The sequence below is a fragment of the Arthrobacter sp. Y3221087 genome (assembly GCF_059089905.1).
In genome coordinates, this window is sequence record NZ_JBNHFE010000001.1 from 153,048 (window position 1) to 175,358 (window position 22,311).

The window sequence follows — 22,311 nt, forward strand, 5'->3', positions numbered from 1 at the left end:
GCGCAGGAACCGCCGGAGGGTCCCGGTACCCGGCGGCCGGAGATGGCTGCGGAAGGGATGCGTCAGCGCATCATGTACACGAACCGCAGCGTCATGATCAGCCCCACAGTGAAGATCGCGCCGTTGATACACAACGCTGCCAGCGCCAGTCCGGACCCTCGGGCGCGGATTCCGGACCTTCGAAGGGCGTAGCCACCCAGCGAGGTGGAGGCAATGCCGAAGATCAGGGGCAGGCTCCAGAACACCAGGGGAGCCAGCCACGGATTCTGCGAAGGACCGCTGTACGGGAAGGTCAGGAGCATGGCAAAACTGGCGAACGGTGCCGTGAGCAGGAGGCTCACAGGGGCCACGATCGCCAGCACAAGGCCGGCAACGGCCTTGGCGATGTGGTCGCCGCCTGCTGGTGCCGGAATCACGGCCTGAAGCTGCGGGGATGTGTCGCCCATCCCGGGGCTGCTGCGCTCGGACTGTGGTGGCATGTCCATGGTTCTCCTTGATTGTGAATGACTGGCCCGGCAGGTGCCCTTCAAACGTAGGGAGGCTACCTGGCTCTCCAAAAGGGCGCAGATGCCGCATGTGGACAACTCCTGCCGCAGCGGGCGCCTGCAACAATGGGCGGGTGACGGAAGCGACAAACTCCGAAGCAAGGAAGCAGCGGCCGGGAATCCCTTCCCGGACGGCGCCGCCGGCCAGGGCTGAGCCCGGCACCCTGGTGGACGCCGAGATCGATGAACTGCCCGCGCCGCAGCCCACCCGGGTGGGAAGCCGGTGCCAGCTTGCCTACCTCGGCCTGTGCCTGGTCCTTATCGGGCTCAATCTGAGGACCTTGTTCTCCAGCTTTTCCGCGGTCCTGCCCGAGGCCACCTTCCAGGCGGCGTTGCCGGGATGGGCGGTGGTGGTCCTAACAACCGTTCCCGTGACTCTTCTTGGAGTGTTCGCTCCGCTCGCCCCCGTCCTGGCCCGCAGGTTCGGCGCCGAGCGCGTCCTGCTTGGTGCCATGGCCGTCCTGACGGCGGGGCTGCTGGTGCGCCCGGCGGATCTGCCAGCCGCAGGGCATCTGCCCGCCCTCCTCGCCGGGACGGCCGCCTGCGGTGCCGCAATCGCCCTCTGCAACGTCCTGCTCCCCGGGCTGGTGAAACGCGACTTCCCACACCGGCTGGGCCTCATGGGCGGGCTGTACACCACCGCCATCTGCGCGTCCGCGGCGCTGGGGGCCGGCTTCACCTACCCGGTCTACGTGGCGGCGGGGGAGTGGACCCTGGCCCTGTGGTTCTGGGCGCTGCCTGCCGCCGTCGTGCTGCTGCTGTTCCTCCCGGTGGCCGCCCGGCAGCAGCCGGTGCGGCACACGGCCGTCAAGGACGGCGTCAACGTGTGGCGGTCCGGCGTGGCCTGGCAGGTGACGCTCTTCATGGTGCTGCAGGCCATGATGTCCTTCAGCGTGTTCGCCTGGCTGGCGCCCATTCTCCGTGAGCGCGGCGTGGATGGCGGGACCGCGGGCCTGATCGTGTCCGTCAGCATCGTGCTGCAGATGCTCGGCTCACTGTTCGCGCCGGCGCTCGCCGCGAAGTTCCGGGACCAGCGGGCCATCAATACGGTGGTCGCGCTGATGACCGGCGCCGGATTCGCGCTCTGCATCTTCGGGCCGCTGGACCTGGTGTGGGTATGGGCGGGCCTGCTGGGGCTGGGGCAGGGCAGCCTCACGGCCGTGGCGCTGACCATGATCATGCTGCGGACCCGGGACGGACACACCGCCGCCCACCTGTCCGGGATGATGCAGGGCGTGGGCTACGGGCTGGGCTCCACCGGGACCCTGATGGTGGGTCAGCTGTACCAGGCAACCGGGTCCTTCGCGGCCGCCGGGTTCCTGTTCCTGGTGGTCGGGCTGCTCGCGGCGGTCTTCGGTTACCGCGCCGGCCGCAACAGGTTCGTCGGTTAGGCCGTGACCGTGCCCGAACCCACCCTTCCAGCCACCCATCCCGCCGCAGGGATCCTGCAGCGGCCCTACCTCTGGGTCACCATCGGCACGTGTGCACTGGTGTTCCTCGCCGCGTTCGAATCGCTCGCGGTGACCACCATCATGCCCCTGGTCAGCCGCGAGCTGGACGGAGCCGGCCTCTACGCCCTGGCCTTCGCCGGTCCGCTGGCCACGGGTGTCATCGGCATGGTGGCCGCCGGCAACTGGTCGGACAGGCGCGGCCCCACCGCACCCCTGTACGCCTCCGTGGGACTGTTTGTCCTGGGCCTGCTGATCGCGGGGACCTCGGCCACCATGCCCATGCTCGTTTCCGGCAGGCTGGTCCAGGGCCTGGGCGGCGGCGCCCTCACCGTCGCCCTGTACGTGCTGGTGGCCCGGATCTATCCCGGTGCGCTGCACCCCAAGATCTTCGCGGCGTTCTCCGCGGCGTGGGTGATCCCGTCCCTCGTTGGCCCGTTTGCCGCCGGGATCGTGGCACAGGTCTTCAGCTGGCACTGGGTGTTCCTCGGCGTGGTGGGCCTGGTCATCCCGGCGCTGCTGATGATCGCGCCCGTTCTGCGGGGAATGGCCCCGCAGCCGGCAGAAGCCGCCAAGGCTCCGTGGGCGGTGGGCCGACTGGCGTGGGCGGCGCTCGCCGCGCTGGCGGTGCTGGCGCTGAACCTGTCCACGGAGGTCCGGATCCCCGGGCTTCCCGCAGCCGCGGCGCTCCTGGCCGTTGCCGCCGTCGTCCTTGCCCTGCTGGCGGTCCGCCCGCTGGTTCCGCGCGGCACGCTCCTGTCCCGGCGCGGCCTGCCCAGCGTCATCCTTGCCCGCGGACTCGCCTCGGCCGCGTTCTTCGGCGCCGAGGTCTACCTGCCGTACCTGCTGATCGAGCAGTACGAATTCTCACCCACCTTCGCCGGGCTCACGCTCACCGGCGGGGCGCTTGCCTGGGCCGGGGCAGCGGCCGTGCAGGGCCGGCTGGGCACAAGGCTGTCCCACCGCACCGCCGTGACGGCCGGGGCGCTGATGGTCCTGGGCGCGGTGCTGCTCGCCCTGGCCCCCACCGCGCTGCACTGGCCGGCCGCGGTCGCCATCGGCGGCTGGATCTTTGCCGGCGGGGGGATGGGCCTGCTCTATCCCCGGCTCAGCGTCATAACTCTGGCCCTGTCCACCAAAGACAACGAGGGCTTCAACAGCTCCGCCATGTCCATCGCGGACTCGCTGGGCGGGGCGTTGGCGCTGGCCACCACGGGCATCGTCTTCGCGGCATATCCGACGACGGCGGCCTCCTTCTCTGGAGTCTTCGGCCTTGCCGCCGTGATCGCCGCAGCCGCGGCACTGGTTGCGCCGCGGGTCACCACCAAAATCCCTTGAGTTTTTGTCCAGATATGCGACTTGCAGGCCGCTGAAGTCGCCATATCTGGACAAAAATTCTTCCTGCGTCAGGGGAGGCGGGTTGCCCGCAGGACGACGTCCGCGATGGTGGCCTGCTCGCCTTCCGGTCCGGTCACCGGGCGTTCCCGGCTGGTGAGGACTTCAAGCTGCCACCCGGGACCGTCCAGCCCCAGTTCGTGAACCAGTTCATCGCCGGTGTAGAACATGTCCCGGTGGTTGTGGTGGTTGGCGCCCCACGGTGGAAGCCGGTCCGGGTGATGCCCCACCACCAGCAGCGTCCCGCCCGGTTTCACAGCCGCAGCGGCCGTCCGCAGCGGCCCCTGCCAGGCCAGTTCCTGGGAGTGGAGGAACTGCGAGGTCACCAGGTCGAAGGTCCCCTCGGGCTGCCACTGTTCCAGATCGGCCTGCTGCCAGGTGATCCGGCTGGCAATGGCACCATCGGCCGCGTGAACGCTTTCCCTTGCCAGCGCAGCTTTCTCGTGCGACTGCGCGCGTTCCAGCGCGACGGCGGACACGTCGACGGCGGTCACCGTCCAGCCCTGCTGCGCGAGCCAGATGGCGTCGGCGCCCTCGCCGCAGCCAAGGTCCAGCGCCTTGCCCGGCCTCAACCCGCCGGCTTCCCGCACCAACTGCGGGTTGGGTTTGCCGCTCCACATCTGGGGTTTGGTGCGGTAGCGCTCGTCCCAGATCGAGGCGGCGTCGTCGCCGCGGATCCCGCTGCCGATGCCACCAGTACCGCCGCCCGGGGAGGCGTCGCCGTGGTGCCTGTCGTGGTGGTGTGCCGCCTGTTCGCTCATGCCTCAACACTGCCCTGCCCCGCCTGCTGAGGCAACGCCCCGGGGCCGGCCGGGCGGGGCGGACCCGCGCGGGATGCTAGACTGGTGAAACTTGATGTGCAGTGATGCCCGGGTTCCCTCCATTTAGGGACTGGGCTTTTTTCATGTGAGAGGCACATCCTGCGTCGATGAACGCGTTCCATTTGGTCCCGGCCGTCGCTTTGCATAAGCGGCAGCAGGCTGGTGTGACCACCTGAATTTTCTTCGGCGAAACCCTTGGGCCAACCGGCGCCGGGGGCCGATATCCGCACGGATACCGCCTGAAAGACCTTTGACTTTGACTACTTTTGCTGCCCTCGGCACGCCCAAAGCCCTTGCCGATACCCTTGCCGCGCAGGGAATCGAATCCCCGTTCCCCATCCAGGTGAAGACCCTGCCGGACACGCTGGCCGGACGCGACGTCCTGGGCCGCGGCCGCACCGGTTCCGGTAAAACCATTGCCTTCGCCATTCCGCTGGTGGCCCGCCTGGCAGAACGCGAAGCGCCGTATTTCCGCAAGCCCGGCCGTCCCATGGGGCTGGTCCTGGCGCCCACGCGTGAACTGGCAACCCAGATCAATGCCACCATCGAGCCGCTGGCCAAGGCCGCCGGCCTGAACACCACCGTGATCTACGGCGGCATCTCCCAGGCGCGCCAGGAGAAGGCGCTGCGCGCCGGCGTCGATATCGTCATCGCCTGCCCCGGCCGCCTGGAGGACCTGATCCGCCAGCGCATCCTCACGCTCGAAGCAGTGGAGATCACCGTCCTGGACGAGGCCGACCATATGGCCGACCTCGGCTTCCTGCCCGTGGTCAAGAAGCTGATGGACATGACCCCCAGCCAGGGCCAGCGCCTGCTCTTCTCCGCCACCCTGGACAACGGCGTGGACAAGATCGTCCAGCGCTACCTGTCCAACCCGCTGACCCATTCTGTGGATGATCCGCAGGCCGCGGTGACCACCATGGAGCACCACGTGCTGGTGGTCAACGACCAGACCGTCAAGAAGCAGCTGATCGTGGAGCTCGCGTCCGGCGCCGGCCGCCGCGTCCTCTTCATGCGGACCAAGCACCACGCCCGCAAGCTCGCCAAGACCCTGACCGACGCCGGCATCCCCGCCGTGGACCTGCACGGCAACCTGTCGCAGAACGCCCGGGACCGCAACCTGGCCGAGTTCTCCTCCGGCGAGGTGCGCGTGCTGGTGGCCACCGACGTCGCTGCCCGCGGCGTGCACGTGGACGACGTCGAACTGGTGATCCACGTTGATCCGCCTACCGAGCACAAGGCTTACCTGCACCGCTCCGGCCGTACCGCCCGCGCCGGCTCCGACGGCACCGTGGTCACGCTGACCCTCCCGGAACAGCAGACCGACGTCAAGAAGCTGATGAAGGCCGCAGGCGTGGACGTGAACTTCGAACGCGTCACGGCCAGCTCGCCCCTCGTCGCCGAGCTGGTGGGCGAAATGGCCGACAAGGTTGATCCCCGCACCCGCGCCGCACTGCTCGCAGCCAAGGCCCAGAAACAGGGCGGCGGCACCTCCACCGGAGCCAACGCCGAGCGTAAGCGCGCCCGCCGCCAGGCTGCCCCCACCGCGGGAGGCCGCGGCGGACGTGGCGGCCGCGGCAAGGTCTCTGCCGAGCCTGCCCGCACCGACGTTCCCCGCGCAGAGCGCCGCGCCGCGACCTTCGAAGGCCGCACCGAGGCACGTGCCGCTGCCGACTTCGTCCGTGAGCAGAACGAGGACCGCGCCATTGCCGCTGCGGCTGCACGCCGCAACGCCCGCGGCCGCGGCACCACCGGCAGCACCCACCGCAACGACGTTCCCGCCGCTGGCGGCCGCGCAGGAGCGGGCCGGGGTTCCGACGGACGCAGCTCGGAAGGCCGCACGGATTCACGCATCACCCGCAGCGACGCTCCCCGCGGAGGAACGGGACGTCCCGCTTCCGGCGGGCAGCGCTCCGGACGCCCGGCCACGGGCCAGCGTGCCGCTGCAGGTGCCGGCCGCTCGGGCGGACAGCGCTCCGGCGCGGGTGCGTCCAACACGGGCGGCAGCAAGGCCGTCTGGTCCTCCAACACCGGCGGAACGTCCGGCGGCTCCTACGCCGGCAACGGCGGCACGGGCCGCCCCGCCCGCAGCGGTCCCCGCCGTGCTTCGGCTCCGGCGTCGAACGAACGCCGCGGGCGGTAGTTACCAGCCCCGGGCGCGCCACTCCTCCAGGTGTGGCCGCTCGGCGCCGAGCGTCGTCGGCTTGCCATGGCCGGGATGCACGACGGCGGCATCCGGGTAGGCGCCGAACAGCCGCTCCGTCACGTCGGACAGCAGCTGGTCGAACCGCTCGGGATCCTTCTGGGTGTTGCCCACGCCGCCGGGAAAGAGCGAGTCGCCGGAGAAGATGTGGACCGGGCCTTCCGGGTCCTGGTACACAAAGGCGATCGAGCCCGGCGTGTGTCCGCGTAGATGGACAGCCGTGAGCTCGAACCCGTCCACGCCAACCGTGTCTCCGTGCCCAAGGCGACGGTCCACCGGAACAGGCAGCGCCTCGGCGTCGTCCGCTCCTGCGGCGGTGGGCGCGCCGGTCTCCTCAACCAGTTGCTGGAGCGCCCGCACGTGGTCCCAGTGCTGGTGGGTGGTGGCGATCAGCGCGAGGCTTACTGCGGCGGAGGTGTCCACTGCCCCGTCTGCCAGCAGCTGCCGGATGGCGGGCGCATCGTCGGCCGCGTCGATCAGCACCTGTTCACCGCTCGTCTTGGCGGTCAGCAGGTACACGTTGTTGTCCATTTCGCTGACGGCGATGCGGCGGATGGTCAGGGCCGGCAGGTCGTGAAGAAGTGAGTCCATGGGCTTCAGTCTATGGACCCGCGGTCCGCGGGACGGGCTATTCCCGGCCCTGCGACACCCAGGTGGGATCCGCTGAGCGGGAGCCGACGACGGCGTCCGAGGCCTGGTCCAGCGCGTCCAGTTGGGCGGGGCTAAGTTCCAGGGCGAGGGCGCCCAGGTTCTCATCGATCCGGTCCCGCTTGCGGGTGCCCGGGATGGGGACAACGGGAAGGCCCAGCCGCCTGCCCTGCGCCAGCAGCCAGGCCAGGGCCACTTGGGCGGGCGTTGCACCCAGCTCAGCGGCCACCGCCCGGACGGCGGCCACCACTGCCTGGTTCGCGGCCGCGGCGTCCGGGGGCAAAGCGGGGGATGTTGCGGCGGAAGTCGTTGTCCGCCAGGCTGGCGGCGTCCACCGTGCCGGTGAGGAATCCCCGGCCCAGCGGTGAGTACGGCACGAACCCTACCCCCAGCGCGGCGGCGGCAGGAACAACGTTGCGTTCCACGTCGCGGCTCCAGATAGACCACTCACTCTGGACCGCCGCAATGGGGTGGACAGCGGAGGCCTCCTCCAGCTCCTGCGCCGTCACTTCAGACAGGCCCAGGTGCCGGATCTTGCCCTGCTCTACAAGCTCCGCCATGGCTTCCACGGTTTCCACAATCGGAACGTGGAGGTTACGGCGGTGCATGTAGTAAAGGTCGATCACGTCGGTGCCCAGCCGCTGCAGGCTCCGCTCCACGGCCGGCATAGTGCAGGGTACGCAGCGCATCCGCCGGGTCCACGTCACCGTAGACGGGGGTCAGGGCCATCCCGCCGAAGCCAAGGGGACTGACGGACAGTCCGTCGCCGAGCTGTACTGCTGGTGCCATCTGGGGCCTCCCTGATGGTGTGCGCATGGTTCAGTTCCAGGGGATGATGCGGTCCGCGGCGGGCCTGGTGGCCTGGATCAGCCGGGCGTTGTTTTCGTCCGGTCCCGCGGCCCACGCCTCCGCGGCGGCCTGGTCCATCCCGAACGAGACATGCCGTGCCACCAGTCGGCGCAGCCGCAGGTCCTGCGGTGTGTCTACGAACCAGACCTCGTCCAGCTGTGCCCGGACCTCTTTCCACGGCTCCTGTTCGGCGAGCAGGTAGTTCCCCTCCGTGATGACCAGGGGCACTTCCGCGGGCACGGCGATGGAGGCGGCCACCGGTTCGTCCAGGGTGCGCCGGAACTCCGGGGCGTACACCACAGGCTCGTCCCGGCGCGCCAGGCGCCGGAGCAGCGCAAGGTACCCGCCGGCGTCGAACGTGTCGATGGCGCCCTTCCGCTGCCGCAGCGGCGTCCCGTCGATGATGGCGTTGCCCAGGTGGAAGCCGTCCATGGGGACCACCACGGCCGTCCCCTCTCCGAGCTGTTGCTGGATCCAGGCGGCGAAGGTGGATTTGCCCGAGCCAGGCGCGCCGGTGATGCCCAAGATAATGCGCGTTCCGGGAACCAGGCGGCGCCGCAGGGCATCCAGGGCCTGGCTGACTTCGGGGGAGTCCATGGCAAAAGCCTAGACCGCCCCTGCTTGAATCAGCGGCGGGCCGATCCGGCAGGTTCCGCGGCCGGCTCCTGCTTCCGGGCCGGGAGCAGCTTCAACCCGGCTGCACACGCCACGATGCCCGCGATGAACAGCAGCTTCAGCAGGCTGAACGGCTCTACGCCCGTAGCCATCGCCCAGCCCACCGTCAACGCGGCGCCGATGCCCACCCACACGGCATAGGCGGTGCCGAGCGGAATGCTGCGGATGGCAAGGCCCAGGCCGAGCATGCTCAGCACCGCGGTGACGATGAAGACCAGCGTCGGCAGGGGTTTGCTGAACCCCTCTGAGAGGCCCAGGGCCGTTGCCCAGACAGCTTCGAGGACGGCGGATGCCAGGAGCACCAGCCAGGGAACGGAACGCTTCAACATCACGCCACCACCTTCAGGCCCACCACGCACGCGGCGATCCCGGACAGCAGGAGCAGCCGCGCCGCCGTCGGGCGTTCCACCTTGGTGATGATCGCGTAGGCGGAGGTCAGGACCACGCCCACTCCCACCCAGACGGCGTAGGCGGTGCCGGTGGGGATGGTCTGCATAGCTATGGCCAGGCCGCCGGTGCTGGCCGCGACGGAGACCACGAACAGGAGTGCAGGAGCGATCCGGCGGCGGCCGGTGGCCTGGAAGGTGCGGTGCAGGGCGGCCGCCCAGACGGCCTCGAGGGCGCCGGAGAGAAGAAGGATTAACCACGACATGACAGATCCTTTGGCCAGTCTTGTCGCGTGCCGGGTACTGAACCGTCGTCCGGAGGCTCGGGTGCGGAGCCTTGGTTTCCAGCCTAGCAACGCACGACGGCGGCTGGCCACGTCTGGTGGCCAACCTCACCAGCGTGCTGGCCCTAGAGGGCGCCGCCGGCAGCCTCGGGGGCGGCGGTGTCGCGGCCGCCGTCGCCAATGGTCTCGCGGGCAATGAAGTTCTCGATGTCGAAGAGGTTGTCCGCCCGCTCCGCGATGTTCAGCAGCGTGGTCATGGACGCCACCTCCTCCACCTGCTCCTTGAGGAACCACAGCATGAACTGCTCGCCCAGGGCGTCGTTCTCGCTGCGGGCAGCCCGGAACAGGTCCTCGATGTTGCGGGTGACTTCCTTCTCCTGGTGCAGGGCCAGGGCCAGCGGCTCCGTGACTTTTGAGAAGTCGTTGCGGACGGCCGGGACGCCCGGGATGGTGAAGGGGATGTCGCGGTCCAGCATGTACTGCACCATCATCAGGGCGTGGTTCCGTTCCTCCACGGACTGGCGGTAGAAGTACTTGGCCAGCTGGGGAAGGTCCTGGTTGGCAAACCAGGTGGCCACGGCAATGTACTGCTGCGATGCAGTGAACTCGTTGGCGATCTGGGTGGACAGGAGCGAGTTGAATGTTGTTCTGGTCATAGCCTGAGTCTAGGGACGGCGGCCAACGGTAACCAGTGTGGAAAGGCTCGTCTTCCCAAGGCGAGGCTGGCCTCTCCGGCGGCTCTGCAGCGGCTCGGATCAGTCCTCGATGCGGTCGATGGACACCACGGCCAGGAAGCCGCGGCCCAGGACCTCCGGTGTGCTGCTGTCCGAGCCCATCACGGCGTCGTACCGGTCCAGGGCCGCCGGTTCATGGGTTGCATCCGCCACGGTGGCCTGGCCCTGGAGCAGCACGCCCACCTGCCCGTCCCACAGGGGCTTGGACCGCTTCTTCGAGAGCTCGATGATGGACGTGTAGGCCTTGTACGCCCCGGACCGCGTGATGACATTGAGGTTCCGGATGTCACCGGTGGGCAGGGCACCCGACGTTGCGGCCCCGCCGTCGAACCGGAAGGGACGATACTTTTCAACCGGATGCTCGGCGCCTCCAACGGTCAGCAGCAGCAGGTCCCCCTCGATCACGGTCAGGACCCGCTCCATCCCCGGGAAGGGGGAGAAGTCGCCGGCCCTGGTGACGTCGGCGATGCTCACCCGCCAGTCCCAGCCTCCGCCCTGGCCGTCCTCACCGGCGGCCGCGGGCCGGCTGGCCAGCTGGCGGGTCACGCCGCCGCCGTTGCGCCATGGTTCGGCTTTGAGGTCTGCGAAGCGGATGATCTGCATCAGCCCAGCCTAGTTCCCCGGCTGGGCCTCCCGCCGTCGCGCGTCCCGGCCTTCCCTGCTACTCTCCTGCGGGGGGTCATCACGAAAACAGCCTGAAGGAGCCCGGGAATGTTCGTCAAAGTGTGTGGTCTCAGTACCCCTGAATCGGTGCGCGAGGCGGTTGAATCCGGAGCGGACGCCGTAGGTTTCGTCCTTACCGCCAGTCCGCGGGTTGTCTCGCCGGGCCAGGTGTCCTCGCTTCTGGCCGATGTACCGGACCGGGTCACCCCCATCGGCGTGTTCCGTCACGAGCCCGTCGCCGACGCACTCGCCATCGCCCGCGCCGCGGGGCTGGAATGGGTCCAGCTGCACGGCGCCCGCACGCGGGAGGACATCGCCACTGTGCACGACGCCGGCATGAAGGTCATTAGGGCCGTCACCATGGACGCCACGCGGCAGGAGATTGAAGACTGGGGCGAGGACCTGCTCCTGATCGACGCCGCCGTGCCCGGCTCCGGTGAAACCTGGGACTACGCCGCAATGACCGAGGTGCCTGAGCTGCAGGAACGCAGGTGGCTGCTCGCCGGCGGGCTGAACCCGGCCAACGTGGCGCAGGCTTCCGCCGCCGCCCACGCGTGGGGCGTGGACGTGTCCTCCGGTGTGGAGGCATCCCGCGGGGTGAAGGACCTGGCCAAGATCCGCGCCTTCGTACACGCCGCGAAGTCGGACGCCACGGTCTGACGCCCGGGGCGGGCCGGGAAGCGGCGCTTCCGGGACCGGTGATTTCAGGGTCCGGTCAGGGGCGTCCCCCACCATGGTGAGGTGCCGGCCGGGGGAAAATAGGTGAATGAAGACGCTGCTCAACATCATCTGGCTGGTTTTCGGCGGCCTCTGGCTCGCCTTGGGATATTTTGTGGCCGGCGTGATCTGCTGCCTGCTGATCATCACCATCCCTTGGGGCATCGCCTCCTTCCGGATCGCCGCCTACACGCTGTGGCCGTTCGGCCGCACCGTGGTGGACAAGCCGGGCGGAGCGGGCATCTTCCCGATGCTCGGCAATGTGATCTGGCTGCTGGTTGCGGGCATCTGGATCGCCATCGGCCATGTGGTCACGGCCTTTGCGATGGCGGTCACCATCATCGGTATCCCGCTGGCCATCGCCAACCTGAAGCTCATCCCTGTGTCCCTGATGCCGCTGGGCAAGCAGATCGTGCCCACCAGCGCGCCGTTCGTGCCGGCCTACCGGTAAAACCGCAAGGCACGGTCAGCGGCGCGGGCTGCTCCGGAACACACCGTCCACCAGGATGGCGACGGCGTCGCTGTCGTCCAGTTCGGCGGCGATGTCCACATCCCTGCCGTAGCCTGCGCCGGCCAGTTCACGACCGCTGGAACAGCCGTGCAGCATGTCACGGAGGTCCGGCTCCGCGGCCTCAAAGACGGCCATTGCCAACTCTGCTTCGGGCGCGTAGCCGTGCCTGCCCTCCCGCCCCTCCGCCGCCTCGTAACCGCCCTTACCGGAGGCCGCCAGCCCCGCGATGAAGGCGCCCGCCCCGATCTGGTCCTCGACGGCGGGGCGGAGGGATCCGTCCGGCCAGCGTTCCCCGGCGGCCACCACGGCAATCACCGCGTCCTCCGGAAGGTTCGCCGCCACCCAGTCGGCGGTCGCCGCCGCATTCCGCAGGCACACCGCGGCCACCAGCGGAACCTCGCCGGCCAGCGCATGGCACAGCGCGGATCCATTGGGGGAGGGCAGGACCACGCGCCCCAGGCGGTCCGCCGCACGGAGGGTGGCGGGGGACAGGCTGAGCCCGCCGCCGTCGCGGGGTCCCGCCAGCCGGGCCTGATGGCGGGCCGCGAAATCCTCGGCGCTGGTGTCCTTCCAGGGGTACGGAAACACCTCGGCGCCCCGGTCCAGGGCGACGCTGACGCAGGTGCCGAAGGACAGGACGTCCACCACCACGGCAAGGTCCGCCCCGGGCACCACAGTCCTGGCGCCGTCCAGGCCCCACTCCATCCGTACCGTGTAGGGAAGCTGCCGGTGCGCTGCGTTTGCGGAATGCACGTGGAGGGCCTTCGAAGACGGGGCGTTCATGCCAGTTCACCTTTCAGGTTCCGCTGGGCGGCATCCAGCCACAGCTCCTTCGCCCGGCCGGTGTGGAAGAGCGGGTCCAGTTCCAGCAGGCGGCGTACGACGGCGGTCCGCCCCGCCGCGAAGTCGGCGTCGCCCACGTGGGCGTAGTCCTTCCGGACGGCTGCCAAATAGCGGGCGTATTCGTCCGGGTCCCCGCCGAGGACTGACAGGTCGGCATCACACAGGAGGGCGCCGTCGTCGTCCCCTGCTTCGGGGCGGTGATCGCCAGTGAGCCGGACCAGGCGCGCCACCTGTGCCACCTCGTCGGGCGGCAGGCCCGCGTCGCGGAGGCGGTCCTCCGCGAGCCGGGCGGATTCCTCCTCATCCTGCAGGGGAATCCCCTGGTACACGGCGTCGTGGAACCAGGCGGCCAGGAGGACGGTGCGGGGCGGGTCGGCCGGTTCGGTGAGCAGGTCCAGGGATTCGAGCACCGAGAGCAGGTGGGTGCAGCCGTGGTAGTGGCGGTGCGGTTCGCTCCAGCGGTCCAGCAGGTCAAGGAACAGGGCGTCATGGCTGGGCATGACGGCATCCCAGCGGAGCTGCAGCGGCATCTTGAGCGACTTGTTCCGCTGCCGGGCCGGGATCCGCAGGCCGCTGGAGATCAGCTTGCGGACCAGCATCCGGCCCTCGACGGGGAGGGCGCCGGCCGCCACCAGTTCATCGAACCGGCGTTCGGGAACGTCGTAATGGTCGCCATCGAATGCCCGCTCAGGGATTCCTGCGGCGTCGGCGAAGGCGTGGAGTTCAGCCAGCGAGGTGTCCGAGACCAGGTGGGAGAAGTGCGTGCCGTGTGCGGGCCATAGCGGCGGGTCGATGTAGATGGCCATGGAGGAAGTCTAGTAGTGCCGGGCGGGGCTGCCGTTGACAAACCGTGGGGAGCAGTCACATTCGGAAAAGCGGAAGAAAGGCAGGATCGGTTCCGCAAATGCGCTTTATAGTGGGCGAATGACCACTATCCGCGTTTCCGAGGCTGCGCGCTTACTCGGCGTCAGTGACGATACTGTCCGCCGCTGGACGGACAACGGTTCCCTCACCCCGCTGCGGGATGACGCGGGCCGGCTCGCCGTTGACGGGCTGGAACTCGCCCGGCATGCCCGGAAGCTGGCGCAGCTGCCGGACGATCCGCACCGGACAGGCAGTTCGGCCCGGAACAGGTTCATCGGCCTGGTGACGGACATCAAGGCGGACAAGGTCATGGCCCAGGTGGAGCTGCAGTGCGGCCCGTTCCGGGTGGTGTCCCTGATGAGCAGCGAGGCCGTTGATGAGCTGGGGCTGGAGCCGGGATCCGTTGCCACTGCCGTGGTGAAGGCCACCACCGTGATCATCGAAACCCCGCAGGGAAAGGGCGCGCTGTGAGGCGGAAGGCCGGCAGCGTGCTGGCGGCACTTGTCCTGGCGTCCGGGCTCGCCGGCTGCGGCGGGGGCACCGCCGCTTCCAACAGTTCCGCCGGCAGAGCGGAAGGGACCCTGACGGTCTTTGCTGCCGCTTCGCTGCAATCCAGCTTCACCGAACTGGCCCGGATGTTTGAGGCTCAGCATCCCGGAACCGATGTCACCCTGAGTTTCGCCGGCTCGTCGGACCTGGCTGCCCAGATCAGCCAGGGCGCCCCCGCGGACGTCTTCGCCTCGGCGGACACCAGGAACATGGAAAAACTGCGGGCCGCCGGACTGCTTGAGGCTGAACCCCGGATCTTCGCCACCAACACCCTTGGCATTGCCGTCCCGCCAGGCAACCCGGCCGGCGTCCGTTCCTTTGCCGACCTTTCCAGGCCAGGCACACGCCTCGTCACCTGCGCCGTGCAGGTGCCGTGCGGTGCAGCGGCGGCCGCGATGGCGGAACAGCAGGGGACGGACCTGGACCCCGTCAGCGAGGAAAATTCGGTCACCGACGTGCTGGGCAAGGTGGTGTCCGGTGAGGCTGACGCCGGCCTGGTCTACGTCACGGACATCCGCTCCGCGGGGGACAAGGTGGAAAGCGTTCCGTTCCCCGAAGCGGTCGGGGCGGTCAACAGCTATCCGGTCGCCGCAGTGGCCGGCGGCGGGAACACCATAGCCGCCCGCGCGTTCGTGGACCTGGTGGCCGGACCCGAAGGCCGGCAGGTCCTGGAACGGGCCGGCTTCGGGGCCGGCACCCGGTGAAGCGGACGGCCTACACGGGGGTGCCCCGCTGGCTCTACGCACTGGCAGTCCTGGCAGCCCTGGTCATTGTCCTACCGCTGCTGGCCATCGTCAGCCGGGTCAACTGGAGCAATTTCCTTGCGCTGGTCACGTCGGAATCCGCCGTGACCGCCTTGGGGCTGAGCCTTCGCACTTCCGCCGCCAGCACCGTGCTGTGCATTGTGCTCGGCGTCCCGCTGGCCCTCGTGCTGGCGCGTGGACGCTTTGCGCTGCTGGGCCTGCTGCGCTCGCTGGTGCTGCTGCCGCTCGTGCTGCCGCCCGTCGTCGGCGGCATCGCACTGCTGTACACGTTCGGCCGGCAGGGCCTGCTGGGCGGGACCCTGGAAGTACTGGGACTGCAGATCGCCTTCTCCACCACGGCGGTGGTCCTGGCCCAGACCTTCGTGGCGCTGCCGTTCCTGGTGGTCAGCCTGGAAGGGGCGCTGCGGACGGGCGGCCAGAAGTACGAGGCCGTGGCGGCCACGCTCGGCGCGCCGCCTGGCGTCGTCTTCCGCCGTGTCACGCTGCCGCTGATGCTGCCGGGCCTGGCATCCGGCGCGGTATTGTCCTTCGCCCGCAGCCTGGGCGAGTTCGGGGCCACCCTCACCTTCGCCGGCAGCCTGCAGGGGGTCACCCGGACCTTGCCGCTGGAAATCTACCTGCAGCGGGAGACGGACCCGGACGCCGCCGTCGCGCTGTCCCTGGTCCTCGTAGCCGTAGCTGTGGCCGTGGTGGCACTCGCCTACCGCCGTCCCCGCGGTGGTGCCCGGCAGGCCCCGGATGAACGGACGACGGCGGACGCCCCGGCAGGAGGGGCCCTTCCGTGACGTTCTCCTTCCACGCAGCCGTGGCTGAGCGGGGCTTCGACGTCGCCTTGGACCTGGCGCCGGGCGAAACGCTGGCGGTGATGGGCCCGAACGGGGCCGGCAAGTCCACCCTGCTGTCCAGCATCGCCGGCCTGCTCAAGCCGGACACCGGTCGCGCGCACCTCGACGGCCGCGCACTCTTCCACCTGGACGGCACCGCGCACCGGTGGACCCCGCCGCACAGCCGGGGCGCCGCCCTGCTCGCGCAGGAAGCCCTGCTGTTTCCGCACCTCACTGCCCTCGAGAACGTGGCGTTCGGGCCGAGGAGTGCGGGGGCGGCCCGGCGGGCGGCGGAGGGCGAGGCCAGGCGGTGGCTGGCGGAAGTGGAGGCAGCGGACCTGGCGGGGCGGCGTCCGGCCGAGCTCTCCGGCGGGCAGGCGCAGCGGGTTGCCGTGGCACGCGCTCTCGCCGCCGAACCCGCCCTCCTCCTGCTGGACGAACCGCTGGCCGCGCTGGACATCCACTCCGCCCCGATGCTGCGCCGCATGCTGAAACGGGTCCTCGCCGGCCGGCAGGCCATCATCGTCACGCACGATGTCCTGGACGCGATGATGCTCGCGGACCGGGTGGCCATCCTGGAAGCCGGCCGCATCGTGGAGGAAGGCCCCACCCGGCAGGTGCTCGAACGGCCCAGGAGCTCCTTCGCGGCCGGCCTGGCCGGGCTGAACTTCGTGCCGGGAACGCTGACGGGCAATGGGGTCAGGACCAGCCAGGGCCGGGAGGTTTACGGGCACCTGGAGGATGCCGGCCAGATGCGGGGGACCGGCCGGCCCGGCGTGGCTGTGTTTCCGCCGTCGGCCGTGTCGGTGTTCGTGACGGATGCGCACGGCAGCCCCCGCAACTCCTTTGCCGTCGCCATCACTGACCTGGAGCCCCATGGCGACCAGGTCAGGGTCCGGGCCGGTGGAATGGCGGCGGACATCACGCCCGCTGCCTCGGCGGACCTGGGGCTGGTTCCCGGCATGACGGTGCACTTCGTGGTCAAGGCAGCCGAGGTGTCCGTCTACGAGGCCTGAGTTTTTGTCCAGATATGGCGACTTCCAATGGCTCAAAGCCGCCGTATCTGGACAAAAACTCTGTGAGTCGAGAGAGGGAGCCGGGCCGGGCTACATGCCCGGCAGGTCCAGGGACTCGTACACTTGGATGCTGGCCCCCGGCATCATGAGGTGCGGGTGGCCGTCCAGCAGTGCCTCAGCGCCGGCGAGGTCCTCGGCCTGCAGGATGCCGTAGCCCGCCACCCCAGTGGTGGCTTCAGCGGACCCTGTGGCGGTGATTTCCTTGCCGGTGCCGAGCGGATTGCCCATGTCCACGATGCCGTCGCCCGCGCGCCCGGCCCACTCCATCCAGGCCTTCATGCCTTCCTGTGCAGCTTCGGGCGTGCTCTCGGCCATCTGGGCCTGGGCCGACTGCGGGGCGATATAGAGAACAACAAACTTCTTCATGTCCTGTCCCGTCTCGAGTGCGCCGGCGGAACCGTCCTCCCCGGTCACACGCCCGATCCTAGGGGCACCATGCTTCCCAAGGGAACTGCGGAACCGAATTGCGCTGCGGGAAAACTGGTGGCCGCAACAGGAAATAAACTGTCCCAAAGCAAAGTTGAGCGTAGTACACTCAACTTGAAAACCGCCCCTGAAAGGAGCTCTCTTTGGACGTCAAATTCACTACCAAGAGCCAGGAGGCTCTTTCGGCTGCGGCCATGAACGCCTCCACGGCAGGCAACCCGCAGGTGGAGCCCGCGCACCTGCTCAAGGCGCTAATGGACCAGCGCGAAGGTGTTGCCGTTGCGTTGCTGCGCGCCACCGGTGCTGACCCGGACGCGGTCAGCGTCCAGGCCAGCAGCGCCATCAAGGCGCTGCCCGCCACCTCCGGCGGTTCCAGCCAGCAGGCGCAGCTCTCCCGCCCTGCCCTGCAGGCCATCCAGAACGCCAAGGAGGAAGCCGACCGGCTGGGCGACACGTTCGTCTCCACCGAGGTCCTCCTCCTGGGCCTTGCGGGCGGAAACGACGCAGCAGCCCGGGTGCTGCGCGACGCCGGTGCCTCCCGTGAGGCGCTGCTCGCCGCCCTGCCGGGTGTCCGCGGCGACCGCAAGGTGGACAGCCCGGACCCGGAAAACACCTTCCAGGCACTTGAGAAGTACGGCGCGGACCTCACGGCCATGGCCCGTGCCGGCAAGCTGGACCCGGTGATCGGCCGCGACTCCGAAATCCGGCGCGTGGTCCAGGTCCTGAGCCGCCGGACCAAGAACAACCCGGTGCTGATCGGTGAACCAGGGGTGGGCAAGACCGCCGTCGTGGAGGGGCTGGCGCAGCGGATGGTGGCGGGCGACGTCCCGGAAAGCCTGCGCGGCAAGACGCTGATCTCGCTGGACCTTGGCTCCATGGTTGCCGGTGCGAAATACCGCGGCGAATTCGAAGAGCGGCTGAAGGCGGTCCTCGAGGAGATCAAGGGCTCCGAGGGCCAGATCGTCACCTTCATCGACGAGATCCACACCGTGGTGGGGGCCGGTGCCACCGGTGATTCCTCCATGGACGCAGGCAACATGCTCAAGCCCATGCTGGCCCGCGGCGAGCTGCGGCTGATCGGTGCCACCACCTTGGATGAGTACCGCGAGAACATCGAGAAGGATGCCGCGCTCGAACGCCGGTTCCAGCAGGTCTATGTTGGCGAGCCCAGCGTGGAGGACACCATCGGTATCCTCCGCGGCCTGAAGGAGCGCTACGAGGCGCACCACAAGGTCTCCATCGCGGACTCCGCCCTCGTGGCCGCAGCCACGCTGTCCAACCGCTACATCTCGGGACGGCAGCTGCCGGACAAGGCCATTGACCTGGTGGACGAGGCCGCGTCCCGGCTGCGCATGGAAATTGACTCCGCCCCGGAGGAGATCGACCAGCTCCGGCGCCAGGTTGACCGGCTCACCATGGAGGAGCTCGCCCTGGAAGGTGAAACCGATGCTGCCTCCGTGGAACGCCTTGCGGCGCTCCGTGCGGACAAGGCGGACAGGGAAGAGGAGCTCGCCGCCCTGAACGCCCGCTGGGAAGCGGAAAAGGCAGGACTTAACCGGGTGGGTGACCTTAAGGCGAAGCTGGACGAACTGCGCAGTGCGGCTGACAAGGCCTACCGGGAAGGTGACCTGGAGACGACGTCGCGCATTCAGTACGGCGAAATCCCAGCCTTGGAGCGCGAGCTGAACGCCGCCGCGGAAGCCGAAGCTGCCGTCACGGACAAGTCCGCACAGATGGTGGCCGAGGAAGTGACGGCCGAGGACATCGCCGAGGTGATTTCCGCCTGGACCGGCATCCCGGCCGGCCGCATGCTGCAGGGTGAAAGCCAGAAGCTGCTCCACATGGAGGAGGAACTCGGCAAGCGGCTCATCGGCCAGACGAAGGCCGTTACCGCAGTCTCGGACGCCGTCCGGCGCGCACGGGCAGGGATCAGCGACCCCAACCGCCCCACCGGCTCGTTCCTCTTCCTCGGTCCCACCGGCGTGGGCAAGACCGAGCTGGCCAAGGCCCTTGCGGGCTTCCTGTTCGACGACGAACGCGCCATGGTGCGCATCGACATGTCCGAGTACGGCGAGAAGCACTCCGTGGCACGGCTTGTGGGTGCACCTCCGGGCTACGTTGGCTACGAGGAGGGTGGCCAGCTGACCGAGGCAGTTCGCCGCCGGCCGTACTCGGTGGTGCTGCTGGACGAGGTGGAGAAGGCCCACCCCGAAGTCTTCGACATCCTCCTGCAGGTGCTCGACGACGGCCGGCTCACCGACGGGCAGGGCCGCACGGTGGACTTCCGCAACGTCATCCTGGTGCTGACCTCCAACCTGGGCAGCCAGTTCCTCGTGGACCAGTCGCTGGACACAGAAGCCAAGCGGAACGCCGTCATGGCCACGGTCAATGCATCCTTCAAGCCGGAGTTCCTGAACCGGCTGGACGAGGTGGTGCTGTTCGACGCGCTCAGCGTGGAGGAACTCTCGCAGATCGTGGACCTGCACGTTGCCGAACTGGGGCGCCGCCTGCACGAACGCAGGCTGACCCTGGACGTCACCGACGCCGCCAAGGAGTGGCTCGCTATCTCCGGTTTCGACCCCGCCTACGGCGCCCGTCCGCTCCGCCGGCTGGTGCAGCGCGAGATCGGCGACCGGCTGGCCAAGGCCATCCTGGCCGGCGACATCAGCGACGGCGACACGGTGCTGGTGGATACCGCGGCCGACGCCGTAGAACCCTCCACCGATGACGTCGACACGCTGACCGGTGCCCTGACTTCGGGCCTGTCCGTGCGGCGGAAGGGCTAACGGCTCCCCAGGCCTGGCCAAGCCGGGCCTGGCATAAGCTGACGTGCTGCCCTGGCGGTGTTTCCGCTAGGGCAGCACGCTTGCGTTAATGACGTTGCCGCCGGGAGCGGTCACGTAGCAGTCCACCCTCCGGTCCCCGGAATCCCAGCTGGAATTGCTCGGGAAGCTGCGCTGGAAGTTGAGCTGGTATTCATTGGCCGCAGGACCCAGCTTCGCCGCCTGGCACGCTTCCAGCGCCTTGGCCTTAAGTGTTTCGGCCCCGGGATAGTCCTCGGAATCCGGGTAGCGGAAGACAGCCACCAGCTGGGCGGAATGGGCAGCATCGCAGGGCACCACCTTGGAAGCCAGGGCTTCGGGGTCGAAGTCGGCAAAGCAGTCGCCCAGCGCATACTCGCCAGGCTGCACGCCCTCACGCGGCAGTGGCAGCGGAGTTGCCCGCGGTGTGACGCTTGTCTCGAGGACGCCGGAATTGCCCCCGGCCTCTTCCGACCCTGCACCCGAGTTCAGCCACATGGCGAGCCACACCAAGCCACCGACCACCGCCAGGAGTACGACGGCGAACAGCACCTTCCACAGCGTCCGCTGCCTTGCCGGCGACATCCTGGGAGACGGCTGCGGTTCAGGCTCGGGCTGGGACTGGGACCAAGCGACGGATGCCGGCGGCGGGGCGGACGGCGGGTTGGAGGGGGGTGCAGTGCTCTGGGCGGGAACCTTGGGGAGCCCGGCTGTGGGCGGCGAGGCGGGCTTCGGCGGGACGTCCTGGTTGTTCACGTGGGTGCATCCTCCTGCAGTCTGTCCGGGGTGGGCAGCCGGTCAGCCATCCAGTTTTCGGCAGTTGTTTAAGCGACTCTACCGAAGAAAAAAGCTGGAAACTCGCGGGCCGGGTGGGGGAATGGAAGCGCGGGCGACGGTAGGGGGCCCTGTCTGGCAAGCAGGGGCCGCCGAAAGCATGTAATCTAGGTGTACGACAAATTGACCAAACATTCCGGGGCCTCACCATCGCCAAAGGTGACCACCTCCGGTCCAAGTACAAAAGGGGGTCACGCCATGGGGCGCGGCCGTCAAAAGGCAAAAGCTACTAAGCAGGCTCGGGATATCAAGTACTACTCCCCGAACACTGACTACTCGGCACTTCAGCGTGAGCTGACGGGCCCGGCAAGTCGTGCCACGAGCCATTACGCGAATGAGCCGGTTGAGCCGGACTATTCGGCGTATGTGGATAAGTACGCGGATGATTTGGAAGAAGACGACGACGAGGTAGACACCCGTCGCATCGGCTAGTTGTCGCAAGCTGCCAGGACTTCAAGAGGGCAGCCCTGTGATGCCGCAGCACTAACGGAAACAGCACCTTATCCTGCCGTGCCCACCGGTGAAGCGCTTCTTTTTCGGTACTCTCATCCGTGCGGATGCAGGTCCCGACATCAGTTCGGAAGCCCGCTGCCAGCACTCTTAGAGTGCAGGCAGCGGGCTTTTGCTGGTTCCCCCGTGTAGCGTTGACGCCATGCCAGCAGTAGACCGGTACCCGCACGGCGAGCCGTGCTGGGCCGACCTTCAGACAGCTGATGTTGCAGCAGCCAAAGATTTCTACAGCCGGGTGTTCGGCTGGACGTACAGGGACTTTCCCACCCCGGATGGCCGCAGCTACTCGCAGGCGTTCGCGGGCGGGGACCTAGTCTCCGTCATTGCTCCGCAGAATCCCCTGCAGCAGGCCGCCGGCGATCCCGCCCGGTGGAACGTGTACTTCGCAGCCTCTGATGCCGCCTCCCTGCTGCAGGATGCGGTGCACGCCGGCGGGGCGGTGGAGTTCGGACCCGAGGACGTGGGCGATACCGGCGTCCTCGCCTTCCTGGCGCCGCCCGGCGGCGGAACCACGGGCATCTGGCAGGCCGGAACCCACCGCGGAAGCAGCCTGTCCAACGAGCCCGGTGCCCTGGCCTGGGCTGAACTGTCAACGCCCGAGCTGCAGGCCGCCGTCGGCTTCTTCCAGGAACTTTTCGGGCATGAGGTCACCGAGTACCCGCAGGACGACGGCGCGAGCTACAGCGCCCTGATGGCCGGGGGCAGGGAAGTGGCTGGCGTCCTCCCTGCCGGGCAAGGAGCGGCGGCAGAATGGCACATCTACTTTGCAGTAGCGGACCTTCGGGCGGCCGTCGATGCTGCGCTGGATGCAGGCGGCCAGGTCCTGGTGGAGCCGGCGGACGATCCCGCGGAGGGGCCGGCCACCATTCGCGATCCCCAGGGCGGCGTCCTGAGCCTGGTCCAGGTTTCCGGTTAAACAAAGAGGGCTTCCCACCGCAGTG

The 22,311-nt window shown here is 68.7% G+C and carries 24 protein-coding genes, 1 pseudogene and 1 riboswitch; of the genes and pseudogenes, 12 read left to right on the plus strand and 13 right to left on the minus strand.

What is annotated here, in order from left to right; genetic code table 11:
- Positions 1 to 62: 62 nt before the first annotated feature.
- The gene (locus AC5RUO_RS00660) at positions 63 to 485 is read right to left on the minus strand and encodes a hypothetical protein (RefSeq protein WP_494009707.1); all 423 of its coding nucleotides are present in this window, start codon (positions 483 to 485) and stop codon (positions 63 to 65) included.
- A gap of 134 nt (positions 486 to 619) precedes the next feature.
- Here AC5RUO_RS00660 and AC5RUO_RS00665 point away from each other — a divergent pair, with 134 nt between their 5' ends.
- On the plus strand, positions 620 to 1,936 hold the full coding sequence (locus AC5RUO_RS00665) for an MFS transporter (RefSeq protein WP_494102510.1): 1,317 nt from the start codon (positions 620 to 622) through the stop codon (positions 1,934 to 1,936).
- A gap of 9 nt (positions 1,937 to 1,945) precedes the next feature.
- Positions 1,946 to 3,331: an MFS transporter gene (locus AC5RUO_RS00670; protein WP_494102511.1), complete on the plus strand. Its 1,386-nt coding sequence runs from the start codon at positions 1,946 to 1,948 to the stop codon at positions 3,329 to 3,331.
- 68 nt (positions 3,332 to 3,399) lie between these two features.
- Here AC5RUO_RS00670 and AC5RUO_RS00675 read toward each other — a convergent pair whose 3' ends face one another.
- Complete coding sequence (locus AC5RUO_RS00675) at positions 3,400 to 4,149, minus strand: class I SAM-dependent methyltransferase (protein ID WP_494009705.1); 750 nt, start codon at positions 4,147 to 4,149, stop codon at positions 3,400 to 3,402.
- Between the two features lie 316 nt (positions 4,150 to 4,465).
- On the opposite strand from AC5RUO_RS00675, the gene AC5RUO_RS00680 reads away from it, so the two are divergent.
- Positions 4,466 to 6,352 carry a DEAD/DEAH box helicase gene (locus AC5RUO_RS00680; RefSeq protein ID WP_494009704.1) on the plus strand — a complete coding sequence of 629 codons (1,887 nt, stop codon included), beginning with the start codon at positions 4,466 to 4,468 and terminating at the stop codon, positions 6,350 to 6,352.
- Here the strand turns inward: AC5RUO_RS00680 and AC5RUO_RS00685 are convergent, their stop codons facing one another.
- The 7 genes and pseudogenes from AC5RUO_RS00685 to AC5RUO_RS00715 all read right to left on the minus strand — a co-directional run bounded on the left by AC5RUO_RS00685 (position 6,353) and on the right by AC5RUO_RS00715 (position 10,591).
- A complete protein-coding gene (locus tag AC5RUO_RS00685) occupies positions 6,353 to 7,003 on the minus strand; it encodes an MBL fold metallo-hydrolase (RefSeq protein ID WP_494009703.1) in 651 nt (216 codons plus the stop codon).
- A 37-nt stretch (positions 7,004 to 7,040) separates the two neighbouring features.
- Positions 7,041 to 7,849 (minus strand): annotated as a pseudogene (locus AC5RUO_RS00690) (aldo/keto reductase).
- Between the two features lie 30 nt (positions 7,850 to 7,879).
- On the minus strand, positions 7,880 to 8,506 hold the full coding sequence (locus AC5RUO_RS00695) for a nucleoside/nucleotide kinase family protein (protein ID WP_494009702.1): 627 nt from the start codon (positions 8,504 to 8,506) through the stop codon (positions 7,880 to 7,882).
- A 29-nt stretch (positions 8,507 to 8,535) separates the two neighbouring features.
- Positions 8,536 to 8,913: a DMT family transporter gene (locus AC5RUO_RS00700; RefSeq protein WP_494009910.1), complete on the minus strand. Its 378-nt coding sequence runs from the start codon at positions 8,911 to 8,913 to the stop codon at positions 8,536 to 8,538.
- A complete protein-coding gene (locus AC5RUO_RS00705) occupies positions 8,913 to 9,236 on the minus strand; it encodes a DMT family transporter (protein ID WP_494102512.1) in 324 nt (107 codons plus the stop codon). Before AC5RUO_RS00705 ends, AC5RUO_RS00700 begins: the two co-directional genes overlap by 1 nt.
- A gap of 9 nt (positions 9,237 to 9,245) precedes the next feature.
- Positions 9,246 to 9,311, minus strand: a riboswitch (guanidine-III (ykkC-III) riboswitch).
- Between the two features lie 68 nt (positions 9,312 to 9,379).
- Positions 9,380 to 9,910 (minus strand): ferritin, encoded by a 531-nt coding sequence (locus AC5RUO_RS00710; RefSeq protein ID WP_494009701.1) that lies wholly within the window; start codon positions 9,908 to 9,910, stop codon positions 9,380 to 9,382.
- 99 nt (positions 9,911 to 10,009) lie between these two features.
- On the minus strand, positions 10,010 to 10,591 hold the full coding sequence (locus tag AC5RUO_RS00715; protein WP_494102513.1) for a HutD/Ves family protein: 582 nt from the start codon (positions 10,589 to 10,591) through the stop codon (positions 10,010 to 10,012).
- Positions 10,592 to 10,699: 108 nt separating this feature from the next.
- On the opposite strand from AC5RUO_RS00715, the gene AC5RUO_RS00720 reads away from it, so the two are divergent.
- Both AC5RUO_RS00720 and AC5RUO_RS00725 read left to right on the plus strand, forming a co-directional pair.
- Positions 10,700 to 11,311: a phosphoribosylanthranilate isomerase gene (locus tag AC5RUO_RS00720; protein WP_494009699.1), complete on the plus strand. Its 612-nt coding sequence runs from the start codon at positions 10,700 to 10,702 to the stop codon at positions 11,309 to 11,311.
- Positions 11,312 to 11,417: 106 nt separating this feature from the next.
- Entirely contained in the window at positions 11,418 to 11,819 is a 402-nt protein-coding gene (locus tag AC5RUO_RS00725; RefSeq protein ID WP_494009698.1) for a YccF domain-containing protein, read from the plus strand.
- Between the two features lie 15 nt (positions 11,820 to 11,834).
- Here the strand turns inward: AC5RUO_RS00725 and AC5RUO_RS00730 are convergent, their stop codons facing one another.
- Both AC5RUO_RS00730 and AC5RUO_RS00735 read right to left on the minus strand, forming a co-directional pair.
- Complete coding sequence (locus AC5RUO_RS00730) at positions 11,835 to 12,662, minus strand: 2-phosphosulfolactate phosphatase (RefSeq protein ID WP_494009697.1); 828 nt, start codon at positions 12,660 to 12,662, stop codon at positions 11,835 to 11,837.
- Positions 12,659 to 13,528 (minus strand): DUF4031 domain-containing protein, encoded by an 870-nt coding sequence (locus AC5RUO_RS00735; protein WP_494009696.1) that lies wholly within the window; start codon positions 13,526 to 13,528, stop codon positions 12,659 to 12,661. Before AC5RUO_RS00735 ends, AC5RUO_RS00730 begins: the two co-directional genes overlap by 4 nt.
- A 118-nt stretch (positions 13,529 to 13,646) precedes the next feature.
- Here AC5RUO_RS00735 and AC5RUO_RS00740 point away from each other — a divergent pair, with 118 nt between their 5' ends.
- Genes AC5RUO_RS00740 through AC5RUO_RS00755 form a run of 4 tightly spaced genes read left to right on the plus strand, consistent with a single transcriptional unit; the run spans position 13,647 to position 16,739 of the window.
- On the plus strand, positions 13,647 to 14,057 hold the full coding sequence (locus AC5RUO_RS00740) for a TOBE domain-containing protein (RefSeq protein WP_494009695.1): 411 nt from the start codon (positions 13,647 to 13,649) through the stop codon (positions 14,055 to 14,057).
- The gene (modA, locus tag AC5RUO_RS00745; RefSeq protein ID WP_494009694.1) at positions 14,054 to 14,839 is read left to right on the plus strand and encodes a molybdate ABC transporter substrate-binding protein; all 786 of its coding nucleotides are present in this window, start codon (positions 14,054 to 14,056) and stop codon (positions 14,837 to 14,839) included. Before AC5RUO_RS00740 ends, modA begins: the two co-directional genes overlap by 4 nt.
- Positions 14,836 to 15,684: an ABC transporter permease gene (locus tag AC5RUO_RS00750; RefSeq protein WP_494009693.1), complete on the plus strand. Its 849-nt coding sequence runs from the start codon at positions 14,836 to 14,838 to the stop codon at positions 15,682 to 15,684. Before modA ends, AC5RUO_RS00750 begins: the two co-directional genes overlap by 4 nt.
- Positions 15,681 to 16,739, plus strand: coding sequence for a sulfate/molybdate ABC transporter ATP-binding protein (locus AC5RUO_RS00755; RefSeq protein ID WP_494102514.1), 1,059 nt, complete (start codon positions 15,681 to 15,683; stop codon positions 16,737 to 16,739). The genes AC5RUO_RS00750 and AC5RUO_RS00755 overlap by 4 nt, the downstream gene beginning before the upstream one ends.
- Before the next feature lie 90 nt (positions 16,740 to 16,829).
- Here the strand turns inward: AC5RUO_RS00755 and AC5RUO_RS00760 are convergent, their stop codons facing one another.
- The gene (locus AC5RUO_RS00760; protein WP_494009691.1) at positions 16,830 to 17,213 is read right to left on the minus strand and encodes a YciI family protein; all 384 of its coding nucleotides are present in this window, start codon (positions 17,211 to 17,213) and stop codon (positions 16,830 to 16,832) included.
- 155 nt (positions 17,214 to 17,368) lie between these two features.
- Here AC5RUO_RS00760 and clpB point away from each other — a divergent pair, with 155 nt between their 5' ends.
- Positions 17,369 to 20,011 carry an ATP-dependent chaperone ClpB gene (gene clpB, locus AC5RUO_RS00765; protein ID WP_494009690.1) on the plus strand — a complete coding sequence of 881 codons (2,643 nt, stop codon included), beginning with the start codon at positions 17,369 to 17,371 and terminating at the stop codon, positions 20,009 to 20,011.
- 66 nt (positions 20,012 to 20,077) lie between these two features.
- Here the strand turns inward: clpB and AC5RUO_RS00770 are convergent, their stop codons facing one another.
- Positions 20,078 to 20,782, minus strand: a complete 705-nt coding sequence (locus tag AC5RUO_RS00770; RefSeq protein ID WP_494102515.1) for a septum formation family protein — start codon at positions 20,780 to 20,782, stop codon at positions 20,078 to 20,080.
- A 276-nt stretch (positions 20,783 to 21,058) separates the two neighbouring features.
- Here AC5RUO_RS00770 and AC5RUO_RS00775 point away from each other — a divergent pair, with 276 nt between their 5' ends.
- The gene (locus AC5RUO_RS00775) at positions 21,059 to 21,292 is read left to right on the plus strand and encodes a DUF3073 domain-containing protein (RefSeq protein WP_494009688.1); all 234 of its coding nucleotides are present in this window, start codon (positions 21,059 to 21,061) and stop codon (positions 21,290 to 21,292) included.
- A 220-nt stretch (positions 21,293 to 21,512) separates the two neighbouring features.
- The gene (locus AC5RUO_RS00780; RefSeq protein WP_494102516.1) at positions 21,513 to 22,286 is read left to right on the plus strand and encodes a VOC family protein; all 774 of its coding nucleotides are present in this window, start codon (positions 21,513 to 21,515) and stop codon (positions 22,284 to 22,286) included.
- The last annotated feature ends 25 nt before the right edge of the window (positions 22,287 to 22,311 follow it).